At 73.6% G+C, this 10887-nt stretch carries 13 protein-coding genes; 5 read left to right on the forward strand and 8 right to left on the reverse strand.

Annotated elements, in window-relative coordinates:
* Nucleotides 1–2: 2 nt before the first annotated feature.
* Nucleotides 3–515, reverse strand: coding sequence for a GNAT family N-acetyltransferase (locus OTB20_RS26020; RefSeq protein WP_267820996.1), 513 nt, complete (start codon nucleotides 513–515; stop codon nucleotides 3–5).
* A 235-nt stretch (nucleotides 516–750) separates the two neighbouring features.
* Here OTB20_RS26020 and OTB20_RS26025 point away from each other — a divergent pair, with 235 nt between their 5' ends.
* Nucleotides 751–1242, forward strand: a complete 492-nt coding sequence (locus tag OTB20_RS26025) for an SRPBCC family protein (protein ID WP_267820998.1) — start codon at nucleotides 751–753, stop codon at nucleotides 1240–1242.
* A gap of 81 nt (nucleotides 1243–1323) precedes the next feature.
* Here OTB20_RS26025 and OTB20_RS26030 read toward each other — a convergent pair whose 3' ends face one another.
* From OTB20_RS26030 to OTB20_RS26040, 3 genes are all read right to left on the reverse strand, one after another.
* Nucleotides 1324–1773, reverse strand: coding sequence for a hypothetical protein (locus OTB20_RS26030; RefSeq protein WP_267821000.1), 450 nt, complete (start codon nucleotides 1771–1773; stop codon nucleotides 1324–1326).
* 402 nt (nucleotides 1774–2175) lie between these two features.
* Complete coding sequence (locus tag OTB20_RS26035; protein WP_267821002.1) at nucleotides 2176–2736, reverse strand: hypothetical protein; 561 nt, start codon at nucleotides 2734–2736, stop codon at nucleotides 2176–2178.
* Between the two features lie 240 nt (nucleotides 2737–2976).
* A complete protein-coding gene (locus tag OTB20_RS26040; protein ID WP_267821004.1) occupies nucleotides 2977–4104 on the reverse strand; it encodes a PLP-dependent cysteine synthase family protein in 1128 nt (375 codons plus the stop codon).
* A gap of 239 nt (nucleotides 4105–4343) precedes the next feature.
* Here OTB20_RS26040 and OTB20_RS26045 point away from each other — a divergent pair, with 239 nt between their 5' ends.
* Nucleotides 4344–4931 carry an ATP-binding protein gene (locus tag OTB20_RS26045; RefSeq protein ID WP_267821005.1) on the forward strand — a complete coding sequence of 196 codons (588 nt, stop codon included), beginning with the start codon at nucleotides 4344–4346 and terminating at the stop codon, nucleotides 4929–4931.
* Between the two features lie 40 nt (nucleotides 4932–4971).
* Here the strand turns inward: OTB20_RS26045 and OTB20_RS26050 are convergent, their stop codons facing one another.
* Both OTB20_RS26050 and OTB20_RS26055 read right to left on the reverse strand, forming a co-directional pair.
* A complete protein-coding gene (locus tag OTB20_RS26050) occupies nucleotides 4972–6219 on the reverse strand; it encodes an ROK family transcriptional regulator (protein WP_267821007.1) in 1248 nt (415 codons plus the stop codon).
* Between the two features lie 184 nt (nucleotides 6220–6403).
* Nucleotides 6404–7066: an alpha-ketoglutarate-dependent dioxygenase AlkB family protein gene (locus tag OTB20_RS26055; protein WP_267821009.1), complete on the reverse strand. Its 663-nt coding sequence runs from the start codon at nucleotides 7064–7066 to the stop codon at nucleotides 6404–6406.
* 54 nt (nucleotides 7067–7120) lie between these two features.
* On the opposite strand from OTB20_RS26055, the gene OTB20_RS26060 reads away from it, so the two are divergent.
* Complete coding sequence (locus tag OTB20_RS26060) at nucleotides 7121–7867, forward strand: maleylpyruvate isomerase family mycothiol-dependent enzyme (protein WP_267821011.1); 747 nt, start codon at nucleotides 7121–7123, stop codon at nucleotides 7865–7867.
* 133 nt (nucleotides 7868–8000) lie between these two features.
* Entirely contained in the window at nucleotides 8001–8252 is a 252-nt protein-coding gene (locus OTB20_RS26065) for a DUF6332 family protein (RefSeq protein WP_267821013.1), read from the forward strand.
* Between the two features lie 124 nt (nucleotides 8253–8376).
* Here the strand turns inward: OTB20_RS26065 and OTB20_RS26070 are convergent, their stop codons facing one another.
* Nucleotides 8377–9354 (reverse strand): spherulation-specific family 4 protein, encoded by a 978-nt coding sequence (locus OTB20_RS26070; protein ID WP_267821015.1) that lies wholly within the window; start codon nucleotides 9352–9354, stop codon nucleotides 8377–8379.
* A gap of 218 nt (nucleotides 9355–9572) precedes the next feature.
* Complete coding sequence (locus OTB20_RS26075) at nucleotides 9573–10271, reverse strand: TetR/AcrR family transcriptional regulator (protein WP_267821017.1); 699 nt, start codon at nucleotides 10269–10271, stop codon at nucleotides 9573–9575.
* A 148-nt stretch (nucleotides 10272–10419) separates the two neighbouring features.
* Here OTB20_RS26075 and OTB20_RS26080 point away from each other — a divergent pair, with 148 nt between their 5' ends.
* Entirely contained in the window at nucleotides 10420–10878 is a 459-nt protein-coding gene (locus OTB20_RS26080; RefSeq protein WP_267821019.1) for a nitroreductase/quinone reductase family protein, read from the forward strand.
* Nucleotides 10879–10887 lie beyond the last annotated feature (9 nt).

Genomic DNA, 10887 nt, shown 5'->3' on the forward strand with positions numbered 1-10887 from the left:
CCTCACAGGTCCCGGCGCATGCACACGCGGGGCCAGCGGTCGAGCCCGTGCAGGGCCTCACGGTCGCGGATGTCCCGCAGGCCGGGGCCGAGGCCGCTCTCGGCCAGGGCCCGGAAGCCGAGGCGGGCGTAGTACGGGGCGTTCCACGGTACGTCGGTGAAGGTCGTCAGGGTCAGCGCGGGGGCGCCCTCCGCCGTGGCCCGTTCCGCGAGGTGCTCCAGCAGGGCCCGCCCGATGCGGCGGTGCGCGCTGTCCGGGTGCACCGACACCTGCTCGACGTGGAGGTTCCCGTCGACCCGGTCGGCGATGAGGTAGCCGACCGGGGTTCCCGTCCCGGCGCCGTCGGCCGCGACCCAGGCCAGCCCGGCCCGCCGGTAGCCGAGGAGTTCCTCCAGCGGAAGCGGTTCGTCGTCGGCGATCTCCGGCATGCCGATGGCCCGGAAGCATTCCCCGGAGGCCCGCTCGATGTCCTGGAGGAGGGAGAGCTCGTCGATGTGCGCTGCTCTGATAAGCATGTGCGGCATTGTCCCGGCCGGGGCCCGGTCCGCGAAACGGGTTGGCCGCTCCGCGCCGGAGTCACGCGCCGGCGTCTTGCGGCGGCGTCATGCGGTGGCGTCATGCGGTGGCGTCATGCGGTGGCGTCATGCGGTGGAGCCCCATGGCGGACATCTGACGGTCCGACAGTTAGGGTGGCAGCCCACGCCCGCCGGGTACACCGCCGGCAGTCCGCCGAACCGAGGGAGTACCGCCATGGCTCGCCGACTCCGCCCCGTGGGGCTGGACTTCATCGAGGTCGCCCCCACGCGCCTGGTCTTCACCGCCCGGACCACGGCGGCTCCCGAGAACGTGTACCGGGCGCTGGCCGAGGAGGTCGAGGGCTGGCCGAGCTGGTTCCGGGCCGTCACCCTGGCCCGCCCCACGCACGGCGGCGCCGGACGCGAGGTCAAACTCGCGGGCGGGGTCCGGTTCCAGGAGACGATCATGGCCGCGGATCCGGAGCGGCGCTACGCGTACCGCGTCGACGAGACCAACGCCCCCGGCATACGGGCCCTGCTGGAGGAGTGGCGGCTCGCTCCCTCCGGCTCCGGCACCCACGTCCGGTGGACCTTCGCGGCGGACGCCCCGGCCCCCGTCCGCTTCGCCCTCACCGCCGCCCGGCCGGGACTCGGCCACTCGTTCCGCTCGGCGGTCCGTGCGCTGGACCTCCGGCTGGCGGAGCGGCTCCGCGGGGCCGATCAGTAGCGGATCCGTAGTGGGTCGACAGCGGATCCGCAGCGGGTCGGCAATGGGTCGACAGCGGGTCGGCAGCCGATCAGCAGTCGATCAGTAGGACCCGTCCGGCCTGTGGGCGACCAACAGGTCGACCGCGGGATGCGTTTCGGCCAGATCCCCGTACCCCCCGGCCGTCCACACCCGTACCCGGAACTCCTGCAGCGTCAGGGCCGCGGTCTCGCCATCGAAGCGCACCCTGGCGCAACGCCCGCAGTACCAGCCCCGGATCCAGAGCCGCTCGGCGGCGGCGAGGCCCGGCCGCGTCCGCGCGCGGTACGCCCGCTTGGCCCTGGCCACCGCCGCGAAGAGGCAGGCGGCGCCCAGCAGCGCGATCACCGAGATCACGCCGAGGAACAGGAAGTCGGCTTCGGGCGCCGGGGCGGCCTCGTTCCACCCCTGGTACGGATACTCCGGCCGGAACTCTCCCGTATCCCTGCCGAACCAGTGCCCGGCCAGCGAGCCGGCCAGGAAGGTGCCGACCGCCACCAGCGCCAGGACCACACCCAGGCCTCCCCGCCCTTGGACTCGCGGCGCGGGCGGCGCCGGCGCCAGGGCCCGCCCCAGGCGCGAAACCACCTCCCGGGTGACGTCGTGACGCTGGTCACCGGCGCATTCCTGCATGCGGACGTGTCGGTGCCCCTCCAGGAACACCGCCTGAACCGCCCGCACTTCGTCGTCCCGGCCGCAACTGGGACACACGGGGAGGGAGCCGCCGCCCGCGCCCGTGTCCGCCTCCTGGGGTCGCCAAGGGGACGACGGGAACTGGTCCCGTGTCCGTGCGTCCCGCTCCGGTCTGCTGTATCCGGCACCCGTCATGGTTCCCCCGAGATTCCGCCGTGGTCGATGTCCGCACGGAGCCGCGGCGGCCGGCCGTCGGGGCGGTCGCGGCAGCTCCGAGGCGGTTCAGATCGCGGGGTGTCGCACGGCCAGGTCCCCGTAGCCGCCCGCCGACCAGACGCGGGTCCGGAACTCCTGCAGGCTCAGGGCCCGTTCGCCCGCGAAGTGGGCCGTGCCGCAACGGCCGCAATACCAGCCCTCCGCCCAGACGCGGTCGGCGGCCACCCGGCCCGGTTCGGTCCGGCGGCGCCAGGTCCGTACGGCCCGGCCCGACAGGGCGAACAGGACGACGCCCACGAGCAGCGAGACGGCCGAGATCCAGCCCAGGTAGCCCGTGGTCTCGTCGGCCGCGAACAAGATGTCACCGTCGCCGCTGCCCCCGAGCCGCGGGGCCGTGTCGCCGTCGAACCACTCCCCCTCGATCGCACCCCAGACGAAGGCGCCGATCGACACGAGGACCAGCACCGCCCCGAGGCAGCCGATGGTGCCGTTGTCCGGCTCGTCCGGGGCGACCGCCAGGGCCTTGGCCAGCGCCGAGTTCTCCTCGCGGATCGTGACGCTGTCGTCCTCGGTGCGCGTGCGCTCCACCCTCATCTTGGCCTTGGCCCGCAGGTACGCGGCGGACACGCCGAGCACCTCGTCCTCCCGGCCGCACCGGGGACAGGCCGGCGGCCCACCCGGGCCCGCGCCTTCGCTCCCGGTACCGCGAACGCCGTCCGTGCTCTCCGCCATCGCTCCCCGCCCCGCCCCGTTCGACCCCGCCCCGCCCCGCCCCGGCCCATTCCCGAAGTCCGCACAGCGTAGCCAGCGGACCGGGCCCCGGCGAGGGAAAACCTTCGGGGGCGACCTTCGGCCGAGGGAAGGCGTTCAGCCGACGGGCTCGCTCCACACACCGGTCGCCAGCATCGTCTCGAGCGTCCGCGTGTACGGGGCGATGTCGAGCCCCTGCTCCGCCAGCCACGTGTCGGAGTAGTACTTGTCGAGGTACCGGTCGCCCGGGTCGCAGAGCAGGGTCACGATGCTGCCCGTGCGGCCCTCCGCCACCATCTCCGAGATGATCTTCAGCGCGCTCCACACCCCGGTACCGGTGGAACCGCCCGCCTTGCGGCCGATCGCCCCCTCCAGCGCCCGGCACGCGGCGACGCTCGCGGCGTCGGGGACCCGCATCATCCGGTCGATGGCCCCGGGTACGAAGCTCGGCTCCATCCGGGGCCGGCCGATGCCCTCGATGCGCGAGCCGCAGTCGCTGGTCGCGTGCGGGTCGCTGCGGGTCCAGCCGTCGAAGAAGCAGGAGTTCTCCGGGTCCGGGACACAGATGCGGGTGTCGTGCTGCATGTAGTGCACGTAGCGCGCGATCGTCGCGGAGGTGCCGCCGGTGCCGGCCGTGGCCACGATCCAGGTGGGCTCCGGGTAACGCTCCAGGCGCAGCTGCTGGTAGATCGATTCGGCGATGTTGTTGTTGCCGCGCCAGTCCGTCGCCCGCTCCGCGTAGGTGAACTGGTCCATGTAGTGGCCGCCCGTGCGGGCGGCGAGTTCGGCCGACTCCTCGTACATCTTCATCGAGTCGTCGACGAAGTGGCATTCGCCGCCGTGGAACTCGATGAGCCGGCACTTCTCGGGGCTCGTCGTACGCGGCATGACGGCGATGAACGGGACGCCGATCAGTTTGGCGAAGTACGCCTCCGAGACGGCGGTGGAGCCGGACGAGGCCTCGATGACGGGGCGTCCGGGCCGGATCCAGCCATTGCAGAGGGCGTAGAGGAACAGGGAGCGGGCGAGGCGGTGCTTGAGGGACCCCGTCGGGTGGGTGGACTCGTCCTTGAGGTAGAGGTCGATGCCCCAGGCCTCGGGGAGCGGGAAGCGCAGCAGGTGGGTGTCAGCGGAGCGGTTCGCGTCCGCCTGCACCTTGCGGACGGCTTCCTTCAGCCAAGCGCGGTAGTCCGCGTCACTGCGGTCGACGTCGATGGTCGTGGCGGTCGTACCGGTGGTGCTCATGCGCCGTGCTCCTTCGTACTTCCCGATGTCCCGAGTTCCCGGCGGGCGGCGCACCGCATCGCCTCTTTGCCGCCCACTTTCGCAATGTACCCCCCTCACCTGCACAAACAGTCACTTTGGGGATCCATGCGGATCGCTTTCGGTCGCGTTCGGTTGCGCACCGGCGCACAGTGGGTAACCCTGGGGAGGCGTCACCGAGGGTGCAGCACCCGTAACACTGATGTCGGGGAGTCGCAGCCGTGATCAGTCATTCCCGCAGGCACTGCGTGGTCAAATTGCAGGCCCTGCCCATGCGGATCGGACAGATCCGCCGAATCGTTTCAGCGCAACTGCGCCACTGGCAGCTCGATCCGCTCATAGACCGGGCCGCGCTCGGCGTGACCGAGCTGCTCAGCAACGTGCACCGCCACGCGCAGCCGGACAAGACCTGCACGGTCGAGATCGAGCTGCGCCTCGGCCGGCTGACCGTCTCCGTCTACGACAGCGACCCCCGCCTCCCGATGCTCCGGGCCTCCGGGGACGCCGAGGCCATCCGGGCCGCCGGCATCTCCGGCATCGACGCGCTGGAGACCTCCGGACGCGGGCTCGCGCTCGTGGAGGCCCTCAGCGAGACCTGGGGGGCGCGGCAGCAGGAAGACTGTCCGGGCAAGGTGGTGTGGTTCTCCCTGCGCGCCGCCCCGGGCCCGGCCGCGCCGGAACACCACCCGGTGTTCCTGGCCGAGAAGCCGGTACGAGACCTCGCCCCGGCCCCGCCCGTGGCAGTACCCCTCGAGCGCGTCTCCGCCGGCCTGTCGGTGACGGCCTCGGTCGGCGCCCGGCCCGGGTAGCCCGCGGCCGCCGGATCCGCCCGGCGCGGCCGCCGACAGGTCAGGCCGCCGCGCCCAGGGCCCCGAGGGGGTCGTCCAGCACCGGCTGCCAGGCCAGCTCGGCGGCGCCGACCAGGCTGTTGTGGTCGAGCGTGCACGGCAGGATCGGCACGCCGCCGCTGCGCCCCCACAGGCTGCGGTCCGCGACCACCGCGCGCAGCCGCTCGGGGTCGGCGTAGAGCAGCTCGCGGTGGAGTCCGCCCAGGATGATCCGGTCCGGATTCAGGATGTTGACCAGGCCCGCGAGACCCAGGCCGAGCCGGTCGATGAGCTCCTCGGTGGCCGCCCGCACCCCCGGGCCCGCGAACTCCTCGCGCAACAGGTCACGGGCTTGCTGGAGGAGGGACACCTCGGGTCCCGGGATGCGCCCGGCGGCGGTGAGGAAGGCCAGCGGGTCGGCCTCCACGTCGAGGCAGCCGCGGCTGCCGCAGTGGCAGGGGCGCCCCTCGGGGTTCACGGTGAGGTGGCCGACCTCCAGGGCCAGGCCCGAACTCCCGCTGTGCAGGCGGCCGTCCAGGACGAGCGCCCCGCCGACCCCGCGGTGCCCTGTGGCCACGCACAGCAGGTGCTGCGCGCCGCGGCCGGCGCCGTGGCGGTGCTCGGCGAGCGCGGCGAGGTTCACGTCGTTGCCGGCCAGCGCCGGACCGTCGATGCCGGCCTCCTTCACGCAGTCGGCGAAGATGGCCCGAACGGGGGACCCGGCGGGCCAGGCCAGGTGCAACGGGTTCAGGGCCGTACCCTCCGGCTCCGCGACCGCCGAGGGCACCGCCAGACCCGCGCCCACACAGCGCCGGCCGGTCTGTGCGAGCAGCGCGGCCCCCGCTTCGACGACCGCGCGGAGCACCTGCGCCGGGTCGGCCGACACGGGGACCCTGCCGGGGGCCGTGGCGACGATCCGGCCGCCGAGGCCGACCAGCGCGGCCCGGAACCCGTCCGAGTGCACCTGTGCGGCCAGCGCCACCGGGCCGTTCTCGTCCACGGAGAGCCGGTGCGAGGGACGCCCCTGGGCTCCGCCGGCCCCGCCGGGGCGGGAGTCGACGCGGATCAGGCCGAGCGCCTCCAGCTCGGCGGCGACGGCGCCGGCGGTGGCGCGGGTGACGCCGAGTTCGGCCGTCAGGACGGCGCGGGTCGGGGCCCGGCCGGTGTGGACGAGCTCCAGGGCCGGCCCGAGCGCGCCGCGGCCCCGTTCCAGCTTGGTCCGCGCGGAGCCGGCGGAAGCGGAGGGGGACGCGGAGGGGGACGCGGACACTGACGCGGATGCCGTGGCCGAGGCCGACTCCCCATCGGTCCGGCCGACCCCGCCCGCCCCGTCCATCCCGCCTGTCCTGTCCGTCCCAGCGGACACCGTGGTCGCATCCCCCACCCGCCGCGGGGCCCCGTTGCCGTTCATGACAGCGATCCTCGCATGATCGGAGCGTCGCGGACGCCGCCCGCTAGCCGAGCCCGCCGACGCGCAACGTGATGTTCAGCCGTCCGGTCAGCCCGAGGCCGGGCGGGGCGGTGCCGGGCAGGACTTTCGGCACCCCGTGAAAGGCCCGTCGGACCGGCCCGCCGAAGACGAACAGATCCCCGCTGCGCAGCTCGACGTCCCGATACGGACGCCCGCGCGAGGCGGTGTTGCCGAAGCGGAAGAGGCAGGAATCACCCAGGCTCAGCGAGACCACGGGGGCTTCGGAGCGCTCCTCGGCGTCCCGGTGCATGCCCATGCGGGAGTCGCCCTCGTAGAAGTTGACCAAGGCGATGTCGTAGGCGACGCCCCGCTCCGGAACGTGGCCGTACGCGGCGGCCACGGCGCCGCGTCCCAGCCGCGCGAGCCAGTCGGGCATCGCCTTGACCGGGGCGCCGTCCCCGTCCACGGCGGTGGACGCGTATCCGTACGGGTACCAGTGCAGCCCCAGGCACACCTGCCGGGCGGTCATCGTCCCCCCGCCGGGCGTACGCACCGTGCGCAGCCCGGCGGGCGGCCGGGCCCAGCCCCGGCAGGCCTCCACCAACTCCCGCTGCCGGCCCGGCTCCAGCCAGTCGGGCACGTGCACGGCGCCGGGTACGATCTCGGTCCGCTCCCGTGGGAAGAGCTCGCCGTCCCTGTGCTCCATGGCCTCCATCATCCTCCGTTGTGCGTCCCGACGGGCGGCTGAGAGACTCCCGGCATGGAGATCATCAGCTACGTGAAGACCGTGGCCCGCGAGGGTGAGCAGCTCGCCGACACCGCACAACGGGCCGGTACGGAGGCCCTGGTGCCCACCTGCCCCGAGTGGCGGGTCGCCGACCTGCTGCGCCACACCGGCTCCGTGCACCGCTGGGCGACCGGGTACGTGGCGCAGGGCCCGAGCGAGCGGACTCCCTTCCCGGACGCCCCGGAGCTGGCGGGTGAGGAGCTGGTGGCCTGGTTCCGCGAGGGCCACGCGACGCTGGTGCGGACGCTGAGCGAGGCGCCGGCCGATGCGCGGTGCTGGACGTTCCTGCCGACCGCGCCGTCCTCCCCGCTGGCCTTCTGGGCGCGGCGCCAGGCGCACGAGACCACCGTGCACCGGATGGACGCGGAAGCCGCGCTGGGCGTGGCCTTCGGCGCGGTGGACCCCCACCTCGCGCAGGACGGGGTCGACGAACTGCTGACCGGGTTCCACGCGCGGCCGCAGAGCCGGGTGCGGACCGCGGAGCCGCGGGTGATGCGCGTACGGGCCACCGACACGGGCGCGGTGTGGACCGTGCACCTGTCCCAGGAGCCGGCGCGTACGGTGCGCGGGGACGCGTACGCCGAGGAGGCCGACTGCACGCTGACGGGCGAGGCCTCCTGGCTCTACTCGGCGCTGTGGAACCGGCGGCCGCTCACCGGTCCGGGCGTCACGGGCGATGCGGAACTGGCCCGGCTCTGGGCGGACACGGCCGGGATCTGACCCCTCGGCACCCCTCGGCACCCCTCGGCACCCCTCGGCACCCCTCGGCACCCTCGGCACCCCTGGGCACCCCGCTCCCTGCGTGCCGGCGGCATCCTTGCGGTGGTGCGGCCACCGCGGCAAGACTGCCCGTATGGGGACACGCAGCCAGGCCGACCGAGACGCGATCACCATCGAGATCGGCTACGCCTTCGTCAGCGGGGGTTTCGCCGCCGGAATCGCCTTCGCGGCGGTGTACGGCCCGGCCTGGGCCTTCGACCTCTCCCCCGCCGCCGGCCGAATCCTGTGGGCGGTGGGCGGCGTGCTGGCCGCGACGGTGTTCCTGCTCCGGGTCACGCACGTCCTGTGGCGCTTCGCCCGCCGCCCGCAGGACGACGGCAAGTAGCCCCGGTCGGGCTTCCGTCGTTGCCGGTGACCGGTGCCCGGCCGTCACCGTCAGCGCGGGCGGCGGAACCAGGCCGCGGTCTCCTTCGCCGATCGTCCCCGGGAGCCGTCCGCGACGGACCGGTTCACCCGAGGGTCGACGCGTACGCCGTCTGGGCGCGGTACTTCCAACTGGGCTGGGCGTCCCAGGGGTTCGGCATCTCCGCGCTGGTGGCGTAGGCGTAGCCCGCGCCGCGCTCGAACGCCGTACGGAGCGTCGCACGCATCGCGGCGACGTCCGGGACGTCGTGCACGAGGTGCCAGAACGCGGTTCCGGTCGGGTCGAGTTCGGCGCCGGAGCGGTAGCCGGTGAGTTCGTTGAAGACATTGCCGCCGAGCCAGCCGCCGCCCGCGTACGCCGCGTAGGTGTCCTCGAAGGTGACGAAGACGTCGGCGGTGCGGCGACCGGGCTCCAGGAAGCAATCGGCGATGGCCGTACCGGCGTTGTTGACGACCAGGTCCGCCGTGCCGGGCGCGGCCGTTTCCATGGCGTCCTGCACGTAGCGGCGCAGCTCCGCGTAATAGTCCCGGACCGCGTTGGCCGGGCCGCAGTCGCGGCTGACGACGTCGAAGAAGATGCCGTCCACGTGGAGGCGCCCGTCGGGAGTCTTCAGGTAGTTGTCCACGGAGGCCTTGACGGCGGCGATGTCGCGGTTGCCGTGGTCGGTGTGGACGTAGCCGAGCACTTTGGTCTTCTCGCCGGTGGCGGTGGTGCCGGTACGCAGGACGTCGGCGCGGGCCCGCCAGGGGGCGTCGAACGGGGAGTCGCCGTTGCCCGGGTTCAGGACCACGATCGAGGTGGCCGGGCTGGTGGCGGTGAGGTCGACGAGCATCGGGTCGTCGGCCCAGACATAGGCCGGGACTGCTATCTCCAGGCCCCGTACGCCGGAAGCCCGGGGCGTCGGTCTCACCTCGGGCGTCGGGGCGGGGGCCGGGGCGGGGGTACGGCCCCCGGTTCGGGCCCGCGCCGGCTCCGAGCTCGCCGAGGCGGTGACTGCGGGCGCCGGCGCGGCCAGTAAGAGCATGGCCAGGACGGCGTAAACGGCCTTCGCGGCGCGGGTCATGACTGCTCCTCGGGGCGACGGCGGGGCGGCGCCGGGGCGATGGCCGGGCGCCGGGGACGACAACCGGGGCGGGAGCCCGGTCCGAGGAACACTAGACGGGCGGCCGTGCACACCAGGGACGATTCCCGCGCTTCGATAGGAGGAACTGACAAGCGACCTTTCCCCGCCCCGCCGGCACGGCCCGCGTACGGCCGTCCCACCGCCCTCCCGGTACAGCCCTACACGGCGGGCAGGCCGACCCCTTGCCCCAGCTGTGCGGCAGCGTGCGCGAAGAAGGCGGCACGATCCTCGACGACCCGGTCGAACTGGCCGAACAGCTCGAAGGAAATCAGTCCGACGAGCTGCGCCCAGGCGGCGACCAGGGCCGCGGCGGCCTCGGGAGGCAGGCCTTCGGCGAAGTCCGCGGCCATGCGGGCGGCTTCGGGGCGCAGCTCGGCGGGGAGTGGCGGGAGCGCGATGCCACGGCCCTCGTAGGCGGCGCGGACGATCCCGATGAGGGCGTTGCCCACCCGGGAGGCGGGGCCGACGGTGTCGAGAGGGGCGGTGTAGCCGGGGACGGGCGAGCCGTAGATGAGGGCGTACTCGTGCGGGTGCTCCAGCGCCCAGCCGCGGACGCGGTCGCAGACCGCGGCCCAGCGGGCGCGGGGACCGCCGGCGGCGGCGAGCGAACGGGCGTCGGCCTCCTCGGCGGCGGCGCCGACGCTGTTGTAGGCGTCGACGATGAGGGCCGTGAGGAGCTCGTCGCGGCTGGGGAAGTAGCGGTAGAGGGCGGAGGAGACCATGCCCAGTTCGCGGGCGACGGCGCGCAGCGAGAGCTTGGCGGCGCCCTCGGCCGCGAGCGCGCGGCGCGCCTCGTCCTTGATGGCGGCGGTGACTTCGATGCGGGCTCGTTCCCTGGCCCCTCGCACGGTACTCATGGAGGTCAGTGTGCCACGCGGGCAGAGCACGGCCCAACAACAAGAGCGCCGATCCAGTGCGAGAGCACCGCTCTTGTTTTGGAGCGGCGATCCGTGCACACTGTTCTCAAGCGAGAGCAGTGCTCTCCCAAACTCCTCGGAGGCCACCATGAACGCGCCCGAGCCGTACTACGTACAGGGCAGCCCCCTCGGCATCCGCTTCAACGCCCTCATCGGCAAGCTCGCCCGCTTCGGCATGAGCCTGGCCGGAACGGCCGAACTGTCGGTGCGCGGCCGCACCTCCGGCCGGATGCAGCGGATCCCGGTGAACCCGTACACCCAGGACGGCAGCCAGTACCTCGTTTCCGCCCGCGGCCACTCCCAGTGGGTCCGCAACATGCGCGCCGCGGGCGGCGGCGAGCTCCGGCTGGGCCGCAAGGTGCAGGCCTTCACGGTCACCGAGCTCACCGACCCCGCCGAGCAGGCCGTGGTCCTGCGCGGATACCTGAAGAAGTGGGGCTGGGAGGTCAACCGGTTCTTCGACGGAGTCACCGTGAACTCCTCGGAGTCCGAGCTGCAGGCCGCCGCCCCCGACCACCCGGTCTTCCGCATCACGCTCACGCCCTGACCCGTCCGC

Origin of the sequence: Streptomyces sp. H27-H1, from assembly GCF_026627445.1 — a bacterium.
Taxonomy (GTDB): Bacteria; Actinomycetota; Actinomycetes; order Streptomycetales; family Streptomycetaceae; genus Streptomyces.